The organism is Rhodanobacter sp. Root480 (assembly GCF_001426645.1).
GTDB lineage: Bacteria > Pseudomonadota > Gammaproteobacteria > Xanthomonadales > Rhodanobacteraceae > Rhodanobacter > Rhodanobacter ginsenosidimutans.
Genome location: NZ_LMEX01000002.1, coordinates 436,529 through 457,886, shown reverse-complemented (window position 1 = coordinate 457,886; position 21,358 = coordinate 436,529). Strand labels below are relative to the sequence as shown.

At 67.3% G+C, this 21,358-nt stretch carries 15 protein-coding genes and 1 pseudogene; 7 read left to right on the top strand and 9 right to left on the bottom strand.

From position 1 onward, the window contains the following. Positions 1-113: 113 nt before the first annotated feature. Complete coding sequence (locus ASD22_RS09095; RefSeq protein ID WP_056082078.1) at positions 114-1,124, bottom strand: FecR domain-containing protein; 1,011 nt, start codon at positions 1,122-1,124, stop codon at positions 114-116. After that, positions 1,124-1,672, bottom strand: a complete 549-nt coding sequence (locus ASD22_RS09090) for a sigma-70 family RNA polymerase sigma factor (protein WP_056084050.1) — start codon at positions 1,670-1,672, stop codon at positions 1,124-1,126. Before ASD22_RS09090 ends, ASD22_RS09095 begins: the two co-directional genes overlap by 1 nt. Positions 1,673-1,893: 221 nt before the next feature. Here ASD22_RS09090 and ASD22_RS09085 point away from each other — a divergent pair, with 221 nt between their 5' ends. Both ASD22_RS09085 and prmC read left to right on the top strand, forming a co-directional pair. Beyond that, a complete protein-coding gene (locus tag ASD22_RS09085; RefSeq protein ID WP_056082073.1) occupies positions 1,894-6,009 on the top strand; it encodes a hypothetical protein in 4,116 nt (1,371 codons plus the stop codon). After that, positions 6,002-6,829, top strand: coding sequence for a peptide chain release factor N(5)-glutamine methyltransferase (prmC, locus tag ASD22_RS09080; protein WP_056082070.1), 828 nt, complete (start codon positions 6,002-6,004; stop codon positions 6,827-6,829). Before ASD22_RS09085 ends, prmC begins: the two co-directional genes overlap by 8 nt. 547 nt (positions 6,830-7,376) lie before the next feature. On the opposite strand, the gene dxs is transcribed toward prmC, so the two are convergent. Next, positions 7,377-9,266, bottom strand: a complete 1,890-nt coding sequence (gene dxs, locus ASD22_RS09070; RefSeq protein ID WP_056082065.1) for a 1-deoxy-D-xylulose-5-phosphate synthase — start codon at positions 9,264-9,266, stop codon at positions 7,377-7,379. Positions 9,267-9,404: 138 nt separating this feature from the next. On the opposite strand from dxs, the pseudogene ASD22_RS09065 reads away from it, so the two are divergent. Next, positions 9,405-9,773: pseudogene (locus ASD22_RS09065) on the top strand (low affinity iron permease family protein); the annotation flags it as partial. 192 nt (positions 9,774-9,965) lie between these two features. On the opposite strand, the gene ASD22_RS09060 reads toward ASD22_RS09065, so the two are convergent. Next, complete coding sequence (locus tag ASD22_RS09060) at positions 9,966-10,580, bottom strand: HNH endonuclease (RefSeq protein ID WP_056082056.1); 615 nt, start codon at positions 10,578-10,580, stop codon at positions 9,966-9,968. Between the two features lie 232 nt (positions 10,581-10,812). On the opposite strand from ASD22_RS09060, the gene ASD22_RS09055 reads away from it, so the two are divergent. Beyond that, positions 10,813-11,574 carry a SapC family protein gene (locus ASD22_RS09055; protein ID WP_056082053.1) on the top strand — a complete coding sequence of 254 codons (762 nt, stop codon included), beginning with the start codon at positions 10,813-10,815 and terminating at the stop codon, positions 11,572-11,574. 276 nt (positions 11,575-11,850) lie between these two features. On the opposite strand, the gene ASD22_RS09050 is transcribed toward ASD22_RS09055, so the two are convergent. After that, on the bottom strand, positions 11,851-12,327 hold the full coding sequence (locus ASD22_RS09050; RefSeq protein ID WP_056082050.1) for a GNAT family N-acetyltransferase: 477 nt from the start codon (positions 12,325-12,327) through the stop codon (positions 11,851-11,853). A 147-nt stretch (positions 12,328-12,474) separates the two neighbouring features. Here ASD22_RS09050 and ASD22_RS09045 point away from each other — a divergent pair, with 147 nt between their 5' ends. Then, the gene (locus ASD22_RS09045; RefSeq protein WP_056082047.1) at positions 12,475-13,914 is read left to right on the top strand and encodes an RNB domain-containing ribonuclease; all 1,440 of its coding nucleotides are present in this window, start codon (positions 12,475-12,477) and stop codon (positions 13,912-13,914) included. A gap of 18 nt (positions 13,915-13,932) precedes the next feature. On the opposite strand, the gene ASD22_RS09040 is transcribed toward ASD22_RS09045, so the two are convergent. Beyond that, entirely contained in the window at positions 13,933-14,937 is a 1,005-nt protein-coding gene (locus tag ASD22_RS09040) for a DUF4105 domain-containing protein (RefSeq protein WP_235577604.1), read from the bottom strand. 101 nt (positions 14,938-15,038) lie between these two features. Between ASD22_RS09040 and ASD22_RS09035 the strand changes: the two genes are divergently transcribed. Continuing rightward, entirely contained in the window at positions 15,039-16,949 is a 1,911-nt protein-coding gene (locus ASD22_RS09035) for an alpha/beta fold hydrolase (protein ID WP_156458981.1), read from the top strand. 80 nt (positions 16,950-17,029) lie between these two features. Here the strand turns inward: ASD22_RS09035 and ASD22_RS09030 are convergent, their stop codons facing one another. The 3 genes from ASD22_RS09030 to ASD22_RS09020 form a co-directional block, all read right to left on the bottom strand. Then, positions 17,030-18,820: an acyl-CoA dehydrogenase C-terminal domain-containing protein gene (locus tag ASD22_RS09030; RefSeq protein WP_056082038.1), complete on the bottom strand. Its 1,791-nt coding sequence runs from the start codon at positions 18,818-18,820 to the stop codon at positions 17,030-17,032. Positions 18,821-18,843: 23 nt separating this feature from the next. Then, a complete protein-coding gene (locus ASD22_RS09025; protein WP_056082035.1) occupies positions 18,844-19,323 on the bottom strand; it encodes a hypothetical protein in 480 nt (159 codons plus the stop codon). Positions 19,324-19,400: 77 nt separating this feature from the next. Then, entirely contained in the window at positions 19,401-20,633 is a 1,233-nt protein-coding gene (locus ASD22_RS09020) for a serine hydrolase (protein WP_056082032.1), read from the bottom strand. A gap of 155 nt (positions 20,634-20,788) precedes the next feature. On the opposite strand from ASD22_RS09020, the gene ASD22_RS09015 reads away from it, so the two are divergent. Next, positions 20,789-21,268 (top strand): SET domain-containing protein-lysine N-methyltransferase, encoded by a 480-nt coding sequence (locus ASD22_RS09015; protein WP_056082029.1) that lies wholly within the window; start codon positions 20,789-20,791, stop codon positions 21,266-21,268. Positions 21,269-21,358 lie beyond the last annotated feature (90 nt).

Here is a 21,358-nt window from a genome sequence, read left to right as displayed (position 1 = left end):
TCGACGCATCCCGCAAGGCAGCGGTTTTCCGGCAGCGCAGGGGCGGCGTGTGCCGGTCGCTGCGGCGCCGTTGACGTACTGCCTTCTTGCCCTGCATGCGACGTGTGATCCGGTTAGGGGTGCCCGGTGCTCGAAAGCACCACGTGGTCGGCGAAGGTGCTTACCTGCACGGGGAAAACATGCGGCAAGGCGCCAACCCAGCTGTCGATGGTAGTGGTGTTGACGGTGCCGGTGAACATCAGCTCGCCCAGCTGCGGGTCGGCCAGTTGTATCGGCTGGTGGCTGTAGCGGTTGACGTTGGCCAGTACGGTCGCCAGCGGCTCGTTGACGAACTCCAGCCGATGCTGCCGCCACGCCGCCGCATGCTCGACCGCCACTTCGGAAACGCTGATCGCGCCGGTGGCCGGGTCGTACTCGGCACGCTGTCCGGCCACCAGATCCAGCCGGCCGGATGAGGTGCCGGCGGCGCCGGGCGATGCGCCATCGGACGGCGACAGCCGCACGCGGCCCTCGGTCACCGCCACGCTGACACGTTGCCCGGTACGCCGCACGTTGAACGCGGTGCCCAGATCCTCGATGTGCAGCGGGCCGGCGGTGACCACGAAGGGGCGGCTGCTGTCGTGGGTGACGGTGAAAAACGCTTCGCCCGTACGCAAGTCGATGTCGCGCCGATCGGCGGCGTAGCGGGTGGTCAACGTCGATGCCGCGCCGAGCTGGATGGCGGTGCCATCAGCCAACTGGATGGCGCGGTCTTCGCCCACGGCGCTGGCGTACTGCTGTGACGGCGCGGCCATGTCGAGCCCGCCGCGCAGCAGCCACCAGCCACCCAGTGCCAGGCCGATCACGGCGGCTGCGGCGGCGGCCATCAACGGGCGGCGATGGCGTGCGGCGTGGGGTGGCGCGAACTCGTCGATCAACTGCTGGCGCTGCTCACTTGGCGCGTGCGCGACCGCCTCGCCCAAGGCGTTGAGCTGGGCGAAGGCCTGCGCGTTGCCGGGGTCGGCGGCCATCCACGCGCTCCAGCGTTCGAGCAGGTCCGCGGACGGCTCGGGATCACGCAACTGGGTCCACCAGATCGCCGCCGCGTGCATGGGGTCTTTCCCGAATCCAGTCGTGTTGGCCATTACGGCGCCTCCGGTGCAAAACAGCGTTCTCGACAGTGCGCCATGGCATGGCTGACGTGGTAGCGGACCATCCGTTCGCTGAGTTTCATGTCGGCCGCGATCGCGGAAAACGAGCGGCCCTCCACCACGTGCATCACGAACGCCCGGCTGGCCTTGGCGGGCAGCTCGCGCAGCGCGGCCTGCACCTTCTTCCACTGCTGGCTGGCCCACAGATGCTGCTCGGGCCACGGCGTGGCGTGCACGTTGTCGTCTATCGGGTCGGGCGGCACGTTGGCGCGCACCACGCGTTTGCGCAGGTAGTCCATCGACTGGTTGATCGCCATGCGGAACAGGAACGCGCGCGGGGATTCCACGTGCGTGAGGTCATTCATCGTCAGCAACTTCACATAGACTTCCTGGGCGATCTCCTGCGCGTCGGTGCGCGAACTGAGACGGCATTGCAGCAACGCCACCAGGGCGTCGTGATGCTCGCGATACAGCGCAGCCACCTGCCCGGCATGGGCGGAAGGGCCGCCTGGGCGCGGGGCCTCGGGGCGGGGATGTTCCATGCGGTACGGACCGTCCATCAGCAGGGTTTCATGGCGCTCGGCTCGGGTTTTCGGCGTCTTCCTGTCAAAGACGTGCGAGCCGGGGGAATTTGAAATGGCGGGTTTCGGGGGCCGGCGGTGATCGCCGGGCCGATCGCCGCGGATTGTATAGGCCGTGGGGCCTCGTCCAAGCCGTGTTCCACCTACACTGTGCCGGCCAGCAGGCACACAGGGAGAAATGCATGCGTCGTCGATCGCCAGGATTGCCCGGCCTCGGGCTGTTGGGTTTGCTGTGGTTGTTGATCGCCGTGCCGTCGCTGGCACAGGAGGTACCGCCGCCGCTGCGCGACTGGCAGGGCTGGGTGCTGCACGACGTGCCGCAGCACGGCTGCCCGTTTCTCGCCAGCGAGATGCCGAACGATGGCAGTTACCAATGCGCGTGGCCGGGCCGCCTGACCGTGGATGCGGACAAGGACGGCGGCCGCTTCAACCTGGATGTGCACGTGGATGCGCCGAGCTGGGTGGCCTTGCCGGGCGACGCCAGGACCTGGCCGCAACAGGTCAGCGTCAACCAGCAGGCGGCCACGGTGCTGCAGCGCGACGGTGCGCCGATGCTGTGGCTGGTGCCGGGCGACTATCAGCTGAGCGGCACGCTGCCGTGGGCGGCGCGTCCCGCGCGCCTGCGCGTGCCGGCCACGATCGGGCTGGTGACGTTGCGCGTCGATGGCGCGGCGGTGGCGCGTACCGAACGCAATGGCGATCAGCTCACGCTGGGTGAAGCGGCCGCGGCGCAGCGTGCGGCCGACGCGCTGTCGCTGCGCGTCTATCGCCGCCTCGGCGATGGCCTGCCGGCCACGTTGCAGACGCAGGTGCAGCTCACCGTCAGCGGCAGCGCGCGCGAACAGCTGCTGGGACCGGTGCTGCCGGCCGGCTTCGTTGCCACCGCCTTGTCGGGCGATCTGCCGGCCCGGCTGGAAAGCGATGGCCAGCTGAGAGTGCAACTGCGTCCGGGCCAATGGACCGTGTCGCTGGACGCACGCAGCGTGGCGCCGCTGCACAAGGTGGCGCTGAAGCTGCCGGCGGCGCCGTGGCCGCGCCAGGAAATCTGGAGCTATGCCGACGACACCGACCTGCGCAGCACGCGCGTCGAAGGCCAGGCCACCGATGCCGCCCAAGCCGGTGTGCCGCGCAAGTGGATCGAGCTGCCGGCTTTCGTTCTTGACGACAATGCGGGCCTGGCGATCGAACAGGGCAGCCGGGGCGATGAAGGCGGGCAGGGCGACCAGCTGCATCTGCAGCGGCAGATGTGGCTCGATTTCGATGGCCGCGGCCTCAGCGTCGCCGACACGCTGACGGGCGAACTGCGCCATCACCAACGGCTGGACGTGGCGGCACCGTGGCAATTGCAGCGCGCCAGCCAGACGGGCGATCCGCTGCTGGTCACTCAAGGCGAACATGGCGCCGGCGGCGTCGAGTTGCGCGATCGCACGCTCGATCTCTCCGCGGGGTTGCGCCTGGCTGCGCACGCAGGTGCGATCCCCAGTGGCGGCTGGCAGGTGCCGCTGGAAAGCATCGACGCCACCTTGCACCTGCCGGCCGGCTATCGCCTGTTGGGCACGGTCGGCGTGGATCGTTCGCCCGATTCGTGGGTGGCTCAGTGGAGCTTGCTGGACCTGTTCGTGCTCGCGCTGATCGCCTTGCTGGCCGGTCGGTTGCTGGGCTGGCCGTGGGCGCTGCTGGCGGCGGGCTATCTGGTGCTGGCACAGCACGAGAACGGCGCGCCGTTGTGGGGCATCGCCATCGTGCTGGCGCTGGCCCTGCTGCTGCGGGCGCTGCCCGAAGGACGCCTGCGTGCGACGGCGCGTATCGGCGCCATCGTCGTGTTTGCACTCACCGTGCTGTCGACCCTGCCGTTCTCCGCCGGCCAGTTGCAGTACGCGTTGCATCCGCAGCTCGAGGTTATGCCGCGCGATTATCCCGTACAGGTGAGATTCCCCGAGCCAGCCGAGGTCGAGGAGGCTTTGCAAAACGCACCACCACCCGCCCCGGTAGCTCCACCCTCACAGTCGCGCGCGCTTTCGGCCAAGTCGATGTCTACATCGGCGATGCCGCGGATGGAGTCAGCCAACATGGCCGAATCCAATGCACGCATTCCTGCGGTGACATTGGACAAGTCGGCCGATCGCATCGACCCGCGCAGCGTGATCCAGGCCGGCGCCGGCATGCCTCGCTGGGACCAGGGCAACAACTACCGGCTCGGCTGGTCCGGGCCGGTGACGGTGGAGCAGAGCAGCCGGCTGGTGATTGCGCCGGCGTGGCTGGTACGTGTGCTTCGCGTGGCGATGGTGCTGTTGCTGGCGGCGCTGCTGGGGCGGCTGGTGATGGTGTTGGGACTGCCGTGGCGTGGTCGCTGGCCGCACTGGCGCGGCCGCGGCGTGGCGGGTGCCGCGCTGCTGGCGTTGGCGCTGTTGCCGCACGGCGTGCGGGCGCAGGAGATGCCGAGCCAGCAATTGCTGGATCAGTTGCGCACGCGCCTTACCGAGGCGCCGAAGTGCGCACCGAACTGCGCCGAGCTGGCGCAGGCGCAGTTGCGCGCCACCGGTGATGCGCTGGACGTCGAACTGGAGGCGCACATCGGCGCGGCGGTGGCGCTGCCGTTGCCGCAGGCCGATGACGCCTTGCAGCTGCTCGCGGTGGCGGTGGACGGCCGCGCGGATGCGCCGCTCACCCGCGACGCCGGGCAGGTGCTGGTGCGGCTGGATCGCGGCGTGCACCGCGTCAGCCTGCGCTACCGCATCGCCGACACGGATAGCGCCAGCCTGCGTTTCGCACCGCGGCCGCAGCGCGTCACGTTCAGTGGCGAAGGCTGGTCGCTGGACGGCGTCGACGGCGGCCGCGCGCTGGGCGACAGCATCGCGCTGCACCGCGTGCGCACTACCGACGACGGCAAGAGCCTGCCGCCCAGCCAGAGTTTTCCGCCGTATGTGCGGCTGACCCGCACGCTGGTGCTGGGCCTAGACTGGACCGTGCAGAACGTGGCCGAGCGTATCGCGCCCCAGCAAGGCGGCTTCAGCACCACCGTACCGCTGCTGCCGGGCGAGCATCCGCAGGGTGACGATGTGCGGGTCAAGGATGGCCGGATCAGCATCACCTTCAACGCCAATAGCGATGTGGTCAGGTGGACCAGCCGCCTCGACCAGACCGCCGCGCTGGCGCTGAAGGCGCCGGCGCTGGGCGAGCGGGCGGAGGTGTGGGCGATCCACGCGGCGCCGATGTGGCATGTCGACGCGAAAGGGGTGCCGACCAGCGCCAGCGACGATGGCCTGCTGTACCAGCCCCTGCCGGGTGAAACCCTGCAGCTCGCCTTCAACCAGCCGGTGGCCGTGAAGGGCGACAGCCTCGCCTTCGACAGTGTCGAGCTCACCAGTACGGCTGGCGAGCGTGCGACGGAAACGGTGTTGAACCTGCGGGCGCGCAGCACGCGCGGTGGCGAACATGCCATCGACCTGCCGGTGGGCTCCGAGCTGTTGGAAGCGCATCGCGATGAGCAGCCGATCAACCTCGCCGTGCGTGACGGCAAGCTCAGCCTGCCGTTGCTGCCTGGCGAGCACAGCTACCGTTTGCGGCTGCGCGAACCGCACGGCGTCGCCACCCGCGTGGGCACGCCGGTCGTCGCCCTGCACGCGCCGGTGGCCAACGTCGACCTGACCCTGCAACTACCGCAGGATCGCTGGGTGCTGTGGGCGTGGGGTCCGACGGCGGGGCCGGCGGTGCTGTACTGGTCGCAGCTGATCGTGTTGCTGCTGGCCGCCTGGCTGCTGGCGCGGTTCGCACCCACACCGCTGCGCTTTCATCATTGGCTGCTGCTCGGGCTGGGTTTCTCCGCGTTTGCCTGGAGCGCCTATGCGCTGGTGGTGCTGTGGCTGATCCTGCTGGGCTTGCGTGCGCGTGCGTCGACGGAGCGGTTCAACGTGACGACGTTCAACCTGCTGCAGGCCGGTCTTGCCGGGCTCACGGTGCTGTCGCTGATCGTGCTGATCGGGGCGGTGCCGACCGGTCTGCTGGGCCTGCCTGACATGCATGTGGCCGGGCAGGGTTCCAGCGCGTGGAACCTGCACTGGTTTGCCGACCAGAGTGCGAACGCGCTGCCGGGCGCCGGTGTACTCAGCGTCTCGCTGTGGGTCTACAAGATCGCCATGCTGGCGTGGGCGCTGTGGCTGGCGAACGCGCTGATCGGCTGGCTGCGCTGGGGCTTCGAGGCCTGGACGCACGGCGGCTATTGGCGCAGGAACACGCCTAAAGCCGTCGCGGCACCGCCGCCGCTGCCGCCTGCCGCGGGGTCGCCGCCCGATGCCTGACGTGCGCCACCTGCTGGCCGATGCCGCGCGGCAACTCGGTGACCGCGCCGAGGCCGAGTTGCTGCTGCTGCACGTTGTGCAGCAGCAGCGCAGCTGGCTGTTCACGCATGCCGACGACGTACTTGATAGGGACGTCCATACGGCTTATGCGGAACTGCTGGAGCGTCGCGCGCGCGGCGAGCCAGTGGCCTACATCACGGGCCTGCGTGGCTTCTGGTCGCTCGACCTGGAGGTGACGCCGGCCACGCTGATCCCGCGCCCGGAGACGGAGCTGCTGGTGGAGCTGGCGCTGGAACACCTGCCACGCGATTCGGCTTGCGCAGTGGCGGATCTGGGCACCGGCAGTGGCGCGGTGGCGTTGGCGTTGGCCAGCGAGTTGCCGCTTTGCCGCGTGACCGCCACCGATGCTAGCGCGGCGGCGCTTGAGGTCGCGCGACGCAACGCGGCGAGACTGGGGATCGACAACGTGGCCTTCGTGCAGGGCGACTGGATGGCGCCGCTGGGTGATGCGCGGTTCGAACTGATCGCTTCCAACCCGCCGTATATCGAATTGGACGACGCGCATCTGGCGCGTGGAGATCTGCGCTTCGAGCCGGCTACGGCGCTGGCCTCGGGGCGCGATGGACTGGACGATATCCGCCGCATCGTGGCCAGCGCGCGCGAACACCTGGCACCCGGCGGCTGGCTGTTGTTCGAGCACGGCTGGAATCAGGGCGAGGCGGCGAGGGCGTTGCTGCATCAGGCTGGCTATGACGATGTGTTCACCGCGCAGGATCTGGAGCAGCGCGACCGTGTTTCAGGCGCACGCAATCCGGCGTAGGAGCGCACCGTGTCCAAGGGACTTCCTTCGGTCGTGCGCGATGCTTTGATGTTTGTAGGAGCGAATTCAGTCGCGACGCTTTTGGTTTCGTGCGGCCTTAGGGCAAGAGCTTTCGTCTGCCTACGGCAGCCGAGTTACTTTCTCTTTGCGTGGCCACGCACGCGCAGGAAGCGCGTGCGAACAGCGAAGCTGGCCCGAAGGGCGGAGGGCAGGATGCCCGGAGTAAAGAGAAAGTAACCAAAGAGAAAGGCCACCCCACTTGGCGCTTGCCGGGCATCCATGCCCGGCAAGTCCGTGAGTCGGAGTCGGGCTTTTCGAGCGGGCTCCTGCCCGCGCGAAAAGGCGAGTCCATCCATGGACTCGCCCGCTACGCGGCCTGTCGACCCCGCCTCACCGCCGCACAGGGGCCCCGGGTAGAGCAGCGGGCCATCCTGGCCCGCACTCGGTGGGGAGCAGAAGCGAAAAAGCGAAAAGCAAAAGGCGAGAAGCGAGAAGCGAGAAGCGGAAAGCAAGACGGTTCTTGCGAATCCCCAATCCCGAATCCCGCTTACCCCGCGTGGGCCACGTACGTCGTCGTCAGCATGGGGAACCGTACGTGGATGGCCTCGCGGATCTGCGGCAGATCAAGGCCTGCCATGCTCAGTACTTCCTCGCGGCTGCCGTGTTCCAGATAGACGTCTGGAAGGCCGAGGTGGAGGATCGGCACGGTGATGCCGTTGGCCGCAAGGCACTCGGCCACGGCTGAGCCGGCGCCGCCGGCGACGGCGTTGTCTTCCAGTGTGACGAAGCCTTCGTGGGTCTTGGCCAGTTCCAGGATCATCGCCTCGTCCAGCGGCTTCACGAAGCGCATGTTGACCAGGGTGGCATCCAGTTCGGCGGCGATCACCGCCGCCGGCTCCAGCATCGCGCCGAAGCTGAGCAGGGCCAGGCCGTGGCCGCGGCGACGCCGTTGCGCCTTGCCGATGGGCAGGGTTTCCAGCTCGTGATGAATCGCCACGCCGGAGCCTACGCCGCGCGGATAACGCACGGCCGCGGGGCCGGGATGCTGGTACGCCGTGGTCAGCATCATGCGGCATTCGTTTTCGTCGGCCGGCGCCATGATGACCATGTGCGGCAGGCAGCGCAGGAAGGTGAGGTCGAAGCTGCCTGCGTGGGTGGCGCCGTCGGGGCCGACCACGCCGGCGCGGTCGATCGCGAAGGTCACGTCCAGGTTCTGCAGCGCCACGTCGTGGATCGCCTGGTCGTAGGCCCGTTGCAGGAAGGTGGAGTAGATCGCCACGACGGGTTTGGCGCCTTCGCAGGCCATGCCGGCGGCCAGCGTCACCGCGTGCTGCTCGGCGATCGCCACATCGAAATAGCGCTGCGGGTATTCCTTCGAGAAACGCACCAGGCCCGAGCCTTCGCGCATCGCGGGGGTGATCGCCAGCAGGCGCGAATCGGCGGCTGCCATGTCGCACAGCCAGTCGCCGAAGATGTCGGTGTAGGTGGGCCTGGTCGCCGCCTTCTTGGTCAGCCCGGCCTGCGGATCGAACGGCCCCACCGCGTGGTATTTGATCTGCGCCTCTTCGGCGGGTGCGTAGCCCTTGCCCTTGGTGGTGACCACGTGCAGCAGTTGCGGGCCGGGCAGTTGCTTGACCGTGCGCAGCGCCTGCAGCAACTGCGGCATGTTGTGGCCGTCGATCGGGCCGGTGTAGTGGAAACCCAGCTCCTCGAACAGCGTGCTGGGCACGAACATGCCCTTGGCGTGCTCCTCCCAGTTCTTGAACAGGCGCCCGAAGAACGACTGCTTCGGGATCGCCCGCTTGGCCCGCTCGCGCCACTCGTTGAGCCGCTGGCTGGCCATGGCGCGGGCCATCATCTTGGTCAGCGCACCCACGTTTTCGCTGATCGACATGCCGTTGTCGTTGAACACCACCAGCATGTCCGGCTCCACATCGCCGCCGTGGTTGAGCGCCTCGAACGCCATGCCGGCGGTCATCGCGCCGTCGCCGATCACGGCCACCACCTTGCGATGGTCACCCTGGCGCTGCGCCGCGATGGCCATGCCCAGCGCGGCCGAGATCGAGGTGGACGAATGGCCCACGCCGAAGCTGTCGTATTCGCTCTCGGCGCGGCGCGGGAACGGCGCCAGGCCATCCTTCTTCTTGATCGTGGTGATGCGGTCGCGGCGGCCGGTGAGGATCTTGTGCGGGTAGCACTGGTGGCCCACATCCCACACCAGCCGGTCATGCGGCGTGTCGAACACGCTGTGCAGGGCCACGGTCAGTTCCACCACGCCCAGGCCGGCGCCGAAGTGGCCACCCGAGCTGGCGACCGATTCGATCAGGTACTGGCGCAGTTCGTCCGCCACGACGGGCAGCTCGTCGTCGGCCACGCGGCGCAGATCCGCCGGGGTCTCGATCGCGGCGAGATGGGGGTAACGGGAAAGGTCGTTCATCGGCGTATTGTTGGGCTAGCGGCGAAGTGGGGCAAGCGTGGAGCCGTGAAATCCCCGGTGCGAAGGTGCTCCGCCTGCACGTTTGGCACACGATCGTCACGGCAAGCTGGCGCCGATCCAGGCACCGGTAATCGAACCATGAGCAAAGTTTCGCAATCTTTCCGTCGTTTTGCCGAGTCCACGGCGCGTTATTCAGGCAAACCGGGCGCTTTCCTGCTCGCCGCCGGCATGATCGTGGTGTGGGCGGCCACCGGGCCGCTGTTTGGCTTTGGCGACACCTGGCAACTGGTGATCAATACCGGCACCACCATCATCACGTTCATGATGGTGTTCCTGATCCAGAACAGCCAGAACCGCGACAGCGCGGCGCTGCAGATCAAGCTGGACGAGCTGATTCGCGCCACCGCCGCGCACAACGGCCTGCTGGACGTGGAAAACCTGGACGAGGACACGCTGGAACGCATCCGCGAGAACTACAGCAAGCTGGCCGCGCGGCGGAAGGAGGAAGCCACCCGATCGCGCGAAGGAAAAAAAGTGGAGGTGGAGCAGGAACAGACGGAAGCCTGCGAAGAGATGAAGGAGATCGATCGCGAGTTGCGCGAGCAGCGTCAGGCCGCCGAAGAGGAAAAGAAGGCCGCCGAAGCCGCCGCCGAAGAGAAACCAGCCAGCTAGCCAGCTGGCACCTCGGCTACCGGACCGTCATGCCGCGTTCGCTTCCACCATCAACCCGCGCCGGCTGCGCGGCAGGTGGCTGACCAGAAACTCCATCTGGTCGGCCAGGATGTTGCGGTTGGACAGGATCAGGTGCTCCACCCAGCTGGGCCGGTATGGCACCGCCAGCAGCGGCATGTTGGCCTGTTGCGGCGTGCGGTTGCTCTTTTTCAGGTTGCAGGCCACGCAGGCGCTGACCACGTTCTCCCATTCGTCCTTGCCCTGGCGCGACAGCGGCAGCACGTGGTCGCGGGTGAGTTCGGCACGGGTGAAGTGGTTGCCGCAGTACAGGCACAGGTGGCGGTCGCGGGCGAACAGGGCGGTGTTGGTCAACGCCGGCGCCGGGTCCACCGCGTGGTCGCGGCAGTGGCCGGTGCTGGCGACGATCGGATGCAGGTGCAGCAGGCTCTGCGCGCCGCGCAGGCGGTTGATGCCACCGTGGACGGTGAGGCAGGGGTCGCCCAGGGTCCAGGCCACGGCCTCGCGGACGTACAGGCAGACGGCGTCCTGCCAGCTGATCCAGTCCAGGATGCGGCCGGATACATCCAGCGACAGCACCCGGGTTGCCTGGAGATCAGGCTGATTCGTTACTTCCATCAGCATGTACGGATTCCTTCAGCGGTAGCGAAAGAGCGTTTGCGCGATGCAGTCGGCAGCCAGCATAGACCAAATGCCCCTTCCATCGCGTGCAAGCCACTGTCTCTACAAGGGCTTGCCCCGATTCCCGACGTGCATCGGCGCTGATATAGTTGCCCATCAACACAGACCCCGACGCCGGGTTTGGTAGGGGGCGCTTCGGTGGCGACCCCGGCACGGCGGGGTAGAGGTAAGTAACGTGGCTGAAATCCTTTTCTACGAGCGTCCAGTTCCGCTCAATCGCAACGAACACAAGAATCTGCGGCTGAAACCGCTTGAGAGCCTGAAATTCGCGCTCAACGCGCATTCGGTGCCCCTGACCGGTGCCGAATTCGCCGTGGCCGCGCGCGACCTGATGATCGTGTTCGGCGGCAAGACCATTGCCGAGGCCGGCCCGATGGCGGTGCTGGGCCTGCGCGAGAACGAAAACCTCTATGTGGACGCCGAGGGCAAGTGGGAGAGGGACACCTACATCCCCGCGTTCGTGCGCCGCTACCCGTTCGTGCTGGCCGAGAAGCCGGCCGGCACCGAGGGCGATGATTTCACCGTGTTCCTGGACGAGGCCTACAGCGGCTTCAACCCCAGCGAAGGCGAGCGCCTGTTCCAGGAAGACGGCACCAACAGCGAGATGCTGACCAAGGCGATCGGCTTCCTGGGCGAGTTCCAGGACCAGGTGTCGCGTACCAAGTGGTTCATGGAGCAGCTCGTCAAGCACGACCTGCTGGAGTCGCGCAGCCTGCGGCTGGAGAAGGGCGGCAAGACGATCAACCTCAACGGCCTGTTCATGGTCAACGAGGACAAGCTGCGCGCGCTGGACGCCACCGTCACGCAGGAGCTGCTGGTCAGCGGCGCGATGGGCTGGATCTACGCGCACCTGCTTTCGTTGATCAACATCGATCGCGTGGCCCAGCGCCTGAGCCAGCGCGAGCTGACCGAAGCGGCCAACAAGACCACCAACTGAGCGACCCGCGCCCCACGACCCACGGGAAGGGGCGGGCTTTCGCTTCCCCCGCTTGCGGGGGGAGCTGCCCGCAGGGCTGAAGGGGGCGCTCTTCGGTTGTCGTGAAACCAACAGCAGCGCGGCCCTGCCGCGTACCCCCATCCACCTTCGGCACCTTCCCCCGCAAGCGGGGGAAGGAACAGCGGGCTTTCGCTTCTCCCCGTGCAGCGAGGGGAGGAGCGGGCTTTCGCTTCCCCTGCTCGGGGGGAATGATCGGCTGCGTTGTCGGGTAGCCGCTCAGCCCACGGGCTTGGCCAGCCGCAACAGGTCCGTGGCATAGCCAGCCGCCGCATACAGCGCCCGCGCGCGCTCGTTGCCGGGGAAAACGGCCAGCGTCAGCAACCGGCAATCGTGTTCCGCCGCCCACGTTTCGGCATGCGCAAGCAAGGCCTTGCCCACGCCCGTGCCCTCATGCGTCGAGGCGACGGCCAGATCCGAAATGTGGCAGTTGCTGAAACCGGTGAAGAAATCCACCGTGCGTTGCAGATGGATGAACCCGGCCCGCTCGCCGTCGGCATCCTCGGCCACGAACAGGTAGCTGTTGGGTGGCTGGTCGTCCAGATGCCGCAACAGGTCGCGCCGGATCCCGCCGATGCATGCCTCCCTGCGCCGCCACGGTGGCAGCGTGAAATTCACGAAGCGGGTGACCTGCGCAAGGATGAAATCACCGTCTTCCTCTTCGGCCAGGCGGATCAGCAGGCTGGTGTCGGTCATGGGTCCATCAGGCGGGACTGAAGCTGTCGTTTCTACACCTTGCCGCCGCGGCGCGGTAGCCCGAACGGTGTGGGTTATCTTGAAAAGGCCGCTGCCGCGACGGATCGTGCGGTGAATCATCGAAACCCACCAGCCAGGGAGCTCTTCATGTCGACCACCCGCCGCCTCCACATCAAGCCCGAAGCCGACACGGCGTTTTCGCAGGGCCTGGATGACATCCAGCGCGACCTGAAACTGCCGTCGGCGTTTCCACCTGAGGTGGAGGCGGCCGCGGTTGCCGCCGCGGCCCAGCCGCGCTGGCCGGCGCTGGATCGCAGCGAGATCGCCTTGGTCACCATCGACCCGGCAGGTGCGATGGATCTGGACCAGGCCATGTACGTGGAGCGCACCGAGGGCGGCTACCGCGTGTACTACGCGATTGCCGATGTGGCCGCCTTTGTCAGCGCGGGCGACCCCATCGATCTGGAAGCGCACCGGCGCGGCGAAACGTTGTATGGCGGCCAGACGAAGATTCCGTTGCACCCCAAGGTACTGTCCGAGGACGCCGCGTCCCTGCTGCCGGATCAGCCGCGCCCCGCATTGCTGTGGACGATCGAGCTGGACCACACCGGCGAAGGCATCGCCGTCGACGTGCGGCGGGCCAAGGTGCGCAGTCGGGCGAAGCTCGACTACGACGGCGTGCAGAAGCTCATCGATGCGGGCACGACCGACCCGATGTGGGCGGTGCTGCGCGAAATCGGCGAGCTGCGCCGCCGGCGCGAGGTTTCCCGTGGCGGCGTCAGCCTGCCGCTGCCGGAGCAGGAGGTGGGCGTGGTGGACGGTCGGTGGGAGCTGGCCTTTCGCGCGCGCCTGCCGCTGGAGGACTGGAACGAGCAGATCTCGCTGCTGACCGGCATGGCTGCCGCGCATCTGATGGTGCAGGCCGGGGTCGGCATCCTGCGCACGCTGCCGCCGCCCGATCCGCGCTCGATCGAACGCCTGCGCGTGACGGCGCGAGCGCTGGCCATCAACTGGCCGGCCGCGCTCGACTACCCCGGCTTCATCCGTTCGCTGGACCCGACCAAAAGCCTGCACGTGGCGATGCTCACCGCCTGCACCAGCGTGCTGCGCGGGGCCGGCTACGCCGCCTTCAACGGCACACTGCCGGAGCAGTCGATGCATTCGGCGCTGGCCGCGCAATACACCCACGCCACCGCACCGTTGCGACGGCTGGTGGATCGGTACACCGGCGAGATCTGCGTGGCCTTATGCGCGGGGCAACCCGTGCCGGCATGGGTGCTGGCGGCGCTGCCAGGGTTGCCGACCACCATGCAGTCCTGCGGTCATCGCGCCGGCCAGTACGAAAGCGCGGTGCTCAACCTGGCCGAGGCGGTGGTGCTGGCGTCGCGGGTGGGTGAAGTTTTCCCGGGAGCCATCGTGGAGGTGGATCACGAGGACCCGCACAAGGGCACGGTCATCGTGCGCGAACCGGCGATCGAGGCTGGCGTTTCCGGTACCGGCGCGCTGCCACTCGGTGCCGACGTCAAGGTGAGCCTGGTGGAGGCCGATCCGGTCAGGCGGGTGACGCGTTTCGCGCTGAACCGCTGAGCAAGACGCCGGGCTCGATCACGGCGTGCGTTCGCGGATGGCCCGCGAGAAGTCGTCCGTCGCCCGCGTGCTTCTCGCCCGCTCGGTGATCCGGCTGCGTTCGCGCAATACATCTACCGGCACGCTGCGATCCACCGCACCGACCTTGTGCAGATATCCCGGCAGGTAGCCGGTGAGCAGCAGGCGGATGTCCCACGGCAGGCCCGGTGCGATCTGGCGGGCCATGTCGTAGACGATCGTGGTGCAGTTGGAGGTGAGCGTGTTGTAGAACGCCGGCGTCGTCGCCAGGTGGTTGGCGGCGCGCACGTAGGACAGGAACAGCGCACGCATCGCGGGCTTGTCCATGCGCAGTGGGTAGAGGTAATCGTCCTCGCCGCGCACGTTGGTGCGCACGCGGATGATGTCGTGTTCGTCGGCGGCCACCAGGGTGGTCTCGAACTGCTTGAAGAAACCACCGATCGGCGAGTACTGCTCGTGGCGCTCACGGCGGATTTCCACCGAGAACACCACGTGGCGACCGTCGTCGAAGCCGAACGAGATCATCGCGTGGGCGATCGCCTGGCTGCCCCAGTACGACAGCACGGCATCGGCGCTGGCGAGGTGGTCCAGGTCGTAGCGGCGGGTTTCCCAGTGCGCGTCGTAGTCGGTGTTGCTGCGCCAGGCGAAGTCGCGCACGTTGTGCAACACCACCTGGTTGCCCTCGATGCGACCGGTGAGCGGGCGCGAGACATCGTCGGCCCAGTCGCGCAGATTGGATGGCGCCATGCTGCTCCACCAGAACAGCAACAGCGCGTAAAGCGCCAGGTAGATGCCCGCCGGAAGCCAGCTGCGACGGCTGATCGCGATGCCGGCCAGCACGATCACCACCAGCGACCAGGCCACGCTGCCCAGGGTCTTGACCACGGTGCCGCCCGGCAACTGGTACCACAGGGCCAGCGCGCCCCACGCGCCCGAGCACAGCGTGGCCAGGGCGAGCAGGCCGACCAGCAGCATCCGCGCGATCATCCTGATTCTCTGCTTCATCACGTCTCGGGCCAGCGATCCATGGCGCCAGCGTGCGGCTTCGGCCACGGCAAGGCAATCCGTGCCCGCCTCGCGGCTACACTCGGCCGATGAGTGTAGCGATGCAGCTTTCCCTGCCGGTCCGGGGTCGCGTGATGGCGCGTTGCGCCCTCGTCGCGGTGCTGCTATGCCTCAATGCCTGCGCGATGGTCGAGGTAAGCCGCGTCAAGCACAACGACTACGCCAACGAGCGGCGCGCCGACGTGATCGGTGCCGCCCGCCTCAGCGACGGCACGGTGCAGGCGCTGAATGTGGTGGCGTTGACCACCGACAGTTGCCAGCGCGAATTCATCGGTTGCACGGACACGGTGGCGCAGTCGCCCGGGCTCACCGACGAGCAGCGGCTTTCGGCCTTGTCCGAGCTGTGGATGGGCCGCGCCATCGACGGTGATCACGCGAACGACAGGATGCCGATGGACGCGGCGACGCTCAACGCGTACCTGGAATCCGCGCGCTACGCCTACGCCTATCTGTTCCACACCGAGCGCCCGCTGGCCGCGCGCGCCTTCGACCTGCGCCAGGTGCAGGTGATCGGCTTCTACAACTACGCCGTGCAGCGCGCGGTGAGCCGCTTCTTCGAGGCGCTGCCGCAGCTGGGTCGGCAATGGACGAAGACCGAGCTGGCCGGCTGGACGGTGTTGCGCGCCGATACCGACCTGCGCCTGGCCGACGACGCGCGGGTGCCGGCCGAACTCATCCCCGCGGCGGGCCTGCGTTTTCGTGGCCTGCGCAATGTCTACCGACGTGACGGTTTCGGCTCGGACTTCGTCGCCGTCGCACCGCCCCAGGCGCCCGGCCATGACGTGGCATGGCGTGATCCGGATTACGTATCGATGACCGGCGCGCTGATCTTCGACGGCGATACGCTGGCCCAGGTGTTGGCGACGCGGCAGGTGCAACTGGTGGTGCGCGACCCGTATCGCGACGACACCCTCACGATCGCCGGCCGCAGCGTTCCGCTGGGCGCCAACTTCACCGCCGCCTATGGCGTGTGGCTGGCGCGCTCGGGCTTCGCCAGCCAGTCGATCCGCTCGCTGCTGGGGCGCGAAGGCGGCATCCAGACCCCGCGCGTGCTGCTGATGCAGCCGTACGATCCGAACCGCCTGGTGGTGGTGATGCTGCACGGCCTGGCCAGCAGCCCGGAGGCGTGGATCAACGTTGCCAACGAAGTGATGGGCGACGAGGCGCTGCGCCGCAACTACCAGGTGTGGGAGGTCTACTACCCGACCAACGCGCCGGTTGCCGTCAATCTCGCCAATATCCGCAAGGCGCTGGACGCCACGCTGCACCACTACGACCCCACCGGCACGGCGCGCGCCTCGCGGGACATGACCCTGATCGGCCACAGCATGGGCGGCGTCATCGCACGGCTGCTGGTGTCCTCCAGCGGCGACAAGCTGTGGGACCTGATTCCGCTGCGGCCGAACCTGCCGGCGGCAAAGCGCGCCCGCTTTCGCGCGCGGCTCAGCCGCTACCTGCAGTTCACCCCGATGCCGCAGGTGGATCGCGCCATCTTCCTCGCCTCGCCGCATCGCGGCACGCCGTATGCGCAGCATCGGCTGGCGCGCTGGATCGGCAACCTGATCCGCCTGCCGGTCGGCGTGCTGAAGGAAATGGCCAGCCTCACCGAACTGATCAAGACCGACGGCGACGAAGGCAACAACGCGCCGCTGCTGCGCATCCCCAACAGCATCGACAACCTCAGTGACACCGACCCCTTCATCATCGCCTCGGCCGGATTGCCGATTTCGCCGCGCGTGCACTACCACACCATCGTGGGCGTCTACAAAAGCAAGGGACCGCTGCAGGACAGCAGCGACGGCGTGGTGCCGTACAAGAGCGCCCATCTCGACGGCGCCGATTCCGAACTGGCCATACCCTCCTGGCACAGCGTGCAGGAAACCCCGGCGGCGATCCTGGAGCTGCGCCGGATTCTCCGGTTGCAGTTGGATGCGGTGAAGCACACGCCGTAGCGGGCGTCGGGGGGCCGCCCCGGTCGAAAAAAAGCCCGGGATCGCCCCGGGCTTTTGTCATGGCGAATGCCAGCGATGGATCAGTCGATCGCGGGCAGCGTGTCCACGCCGGCTTCGATCGCCGCCTTGTGCATCAGCGTGCGCGGCAGGATGCGGGCGAAGTAGAACGCGGCGGTGTCGCGCTTGGCCTGCTTGAACGCGGCGGATTGATTGCCGGCCTCGGCGGCCGCCACGCTGCGCGCCCACAGGTAGGCGAGGGTGACGTAGCCGGAGTAGTACAGGTAGTCGGTCGCCGCGGCGCCGAGTTCCTCCGGGTTGGCCGCCACGCGCTGGGCCAGGCTCACGGTGAGGTCGCTCCATTCCTTGGTGACAACGGCCAGCGGGCCGATCAGATGGCGCAGCGCCGCGTTGGTGCTTTGCTGCTGGCAGAACGCGCTGATCTCCTGCAGGAAATGCTTTGCGCCCACGCCCTGCAGCTGGAGGATCTTGCGGCCCAGCAGGTCGGCGGCCTGGATGCCGGTGGTGCCTTCGTACAAGGTGATGATGCGGGCATCGCGCACGAACTGCTCCATGCCATTCTCGGCGATGTAGCCGTGGCCGCCGTAGATCTGCAGCGCCTCCTTGGTGCACTCCTGCGCCAGCTCGGTGGTCATGCCCTTGGCGATCGGGATCAGGAACGCCACCAGTTCGCCGGCCTTCTGGCGCACTGCTTCGTCGGTGGCGCGATGCTCGATGTCGGTCTGCAGCGCGGTGTACAGCACCAGCGCGCGCGAGCCTTCGACGAAGGCGCGCTGGGTCAGCAGCATGCGCCGCACGTCCGGCTGCACCAGCAGGTTGTCGGCCGGCTTGTCGGGGAACTTCGCGCCCGACAGCGAGCGCGACTGCAGGCGTTCACGGGCGTAGTTGAGGCTGTTCTGCAGCGCACGTTCGGCCAGCGCCAGGCCTTGCACACCGACGGAAAGACGCGCCGCATTCATCATGGTGAACATCGCGGGCAGGCCCTTGTGCGGCTTGCCGATCAGGTAGCCCTCGGCGCCGTCGAAATTCATCACGCAGGTGGAGCAGGCGTGGATGCCCATCTTGTGCTCGATCGCGCCGGCGGCCACGGTGTTGCGCTCGCCCGGCGTGCCGTCGGGGTTGAGCTTGAACTTCGGCACGATGAACATCGAGATGCCGCGGCTGCCTTCCGGTGCGTCGGGCAGGCGCGCCAGCACCAGGTGCACGATGTTCTCGCTGAGGTCGTGCTCGCCCGCGCTGATGAAGATCTTGGTGCCGCTGATCTTGTAGACGGCGTGGCCGTCCGCGTCCGCCGCAGCGGGTTCCGCGCGGGTTTTCAGCAGACCCAGGTCAGAGCCGGCCTGCGGTTCGGTAAGGCACATGGTGCCGGTCCAGCGGCCGGCCACGATCGGCTTCATGAAGCGCTCGCGCTGCCATTCCTCGCCGTGCATGGCCATTGCGTGGGTGGCGCCCTCGGACAGCAGCGGGTACAGGCTCCAGGCCAGGTTGCCGGACTGGAAGATCTCGGTGGTGGCGGTGCCGAGCACGCCGGGAAGGGCCTGGCCGCCGTAGATCTCGGGATTGGTCAGGCCGGTCCAGCCACCTTCGGCGAAGGCCTTGAACGCTTCCTTGAAGCCCTTCGGCGTGGTCACCGTCTGGGTGGCCTTGTCGAAGTGGCAGCCTTCGGCGTCGGCCGGGCCGTTGGTCGGCGCCAGCAGTTGTTCGCTGAGGCGGCCGGCTTCCTCCAGTACCGCATCCAGCAGGTCGCGGCTGTGGGCGTCGCCGCCGGGCAGCGACAGCAGGGTCTGTTCCGCGCCAAGCACATCGAAAAGCGTGAAGCGCAGGTCATCGAGGGGGGCTTTGTAAGCAGTCATGTCGGTTCCTTGGGAAGAGGGTGCTAGCGGAAGGTGCCGGGCATGCCGGGGACGGGTGACAGCCAGTCCTTGCCGCTGAAATCGAAGTCGCGTGGCGCGTCTTCCTGCTCGGGTTGGGCGCGGGCGCTGCCGCCGATGCGATAGGGCAGCGACCCGCGGCTGCCCTTTGCGGCGACGGCCTGCAGCGTCTGGGTCATCGCCGCCGTGGGCAGGACGTCAAGCTGGATCACGTCGCCGGCAAACGCCGGAATGTCCCGCTTGAAGCTGGCATGCAGCCGGATCGGCATCAGCTCGGCCACCTGCATGCTGCCTTCCAGCACGCTGAAATCCATGCTGGAGTAACTGTTGTTCTGGATGCGCACCGTCAGCTGCCACTGCCCGCCGGGAAGCACCGTCAGCTGCTGCACGGTGACCGTCGGCGGAAACACGCTTTTCTTCGGCGGCCCGCAGGCGACCAGCGCCAGGCACAACAGGGCGGGGACGATCCAGCGCAATACGGACATTGCAGATTCTCCAAACGATCGTTTGAACTTCCATTCTAACCAGGTTAGCCGGCCGACAAGCAAACCTTGCGTCGAGCTCAGTGGGGAGCAGCGTGGAGCCTGCCGCTGGCTTCAGCCAGCGCGATGACACGATCGACGAAATCGCCGTAGTTCTCGCCCTCAGCTTCCCCGTCCATGTTCGAGTCGATCTGGCGTACGGCGACCAAGCCGGCTTTGGGCACGATCACCACGAACTGGCCGCCATCGCCGTTGCCGTCATAGGCGACGATGGGGCCTTGGCTCAGCTTGAACAGCCGGTATGGGCCGATGCCGCGCTTGAGTAGCTGGTCGACCATGATGGCGTGCGTATCGGTACCGAGCGCCTTGGCGATACCCGCCTGCATCGCCCCGATGCTGTCGAAATGCGCTCCCTGCATCGCCTTCTGCAGCCGTTCCACCGTTGCCTCGGGTACGCCGTGCTGGCGCAGCGCGGCTATCCCCGCCGGATCGCCGTCGAAGTGCAGCCATTGCGGCACCCGCCACCACAACAGGCCGCAGTCGCCGTCCCCGAGCGGACCGGCAGCCAGCATCGCGTCGATGAAGGATGCCGACAGCAACCGGCGACCATGCCACTGCCCGCCGTCCAGAACCAGTTGGCCGATCTTGGCCAGGTCGGCGGCGGTGAGCGGCAGCCCCGACATGGCGTATGGATGTCCGGCCTTGTCGGTTTCCCATCGGCCGGGATGAATATCCATCGCCTTGAACAACCCGGCACGGAGGAACGCATCCATCGGCTGGCCCGAGACCCGCTCGATGATGCCGGCCAGCAGATTCACCGCCTTGTTGTTGTAGGACGGGTTGGTGCCTGGCTTGCTGTCCAGTTCGGCGGCCAGCGCCAGCTGGATGGCATCGGGCGCGGGTGTGATCTCCACGTCGGCACGGCGCACGTTCTGCAGGCCGGAAGAGTGGTTGAGCAACATGCGGACGGTGATGTCCTTCTTCCGCCCCTGCCGCCATTCCGGGTAGAAATCGGCCACCGGCTGGTCCAGCGACTTGATGCGCCCCTGGTCCAGCAACTGACCGATAGCCAGCGCCACCACCGACTTGGTCACCGACATCAGCTCGATCGGGCCGGGTGGCTTGCCGTTCGCATAGTAGTGGCCGATCTCGTGACCATCCTGCAGCACCAGCACTGCATCGCTGTGGGTCTGTCGGCCGCGGTCGAGCACCTGTTGCAGCGCGTCGCGGGCGACCGGCGTCAATGGCGCGGCCTGAACGGAAAAGGTGGCGAGCAGGGAAAGTACAAGGAAACCGGCAAGCGATGTCTTCATCGTGCACCCCGGAGGAAAAGGCGGGGCCCACTATCGCATTGCGAAGGTGCTGGAACACAGGTCACCCGAAAGGTGCCGCGCGATGCTCGCCGCATGTGCTTTCGCAGGCCAGCCCAAACGGGCATCATGGTTTTTTCCTCCGCAGGTTCCATTCCATGCCACGACGTTTCGTCGCCCGCCGTTCTCCCATCCACGGCAATGGCGTTTTCGCTGTCGACACGATTGCCCGGGGCGAGGAAGTCGTCGAGTACAAGGGCAAGTTGCTGACACACGCCGAGGCGGACGCGCTGTATGGCGATGGTGGCGAAACCGGGCACACGTTCCTGTTCACGTTGAACGACGAGTACATCATCGACGCCAACCAGGGCGGCAACAGCGCGCGCTGGATCAACCACAGCTGCGCGCCCAATTGCCGCGCGCTGGTGGAGGAAAATGCCGATGGCGATCGTCGCCGCGACAAGGTGGTGATCGAGGCGCTGCGCAAGATCAAGCCGGGTGAGGAGCTCACCTATGACTACGGCATCGTGCTGGATGCGCCGTATACACCGCGGTTGAAGAAGCTGTGGCAGTGCCTGTGCGGTTCGCCCAAGTGCACCGGGACCTTGCTGAAGCCCAAGCGTCCTCGCGCGGCGTAAAAGACCTTGTAGGAGCGACTTCAGTCGCGATGCTCTTTGCCCGAACTTTTGAGCGAAGCATCGCGACTGAAGTCGCTCCTACAGAAAGAC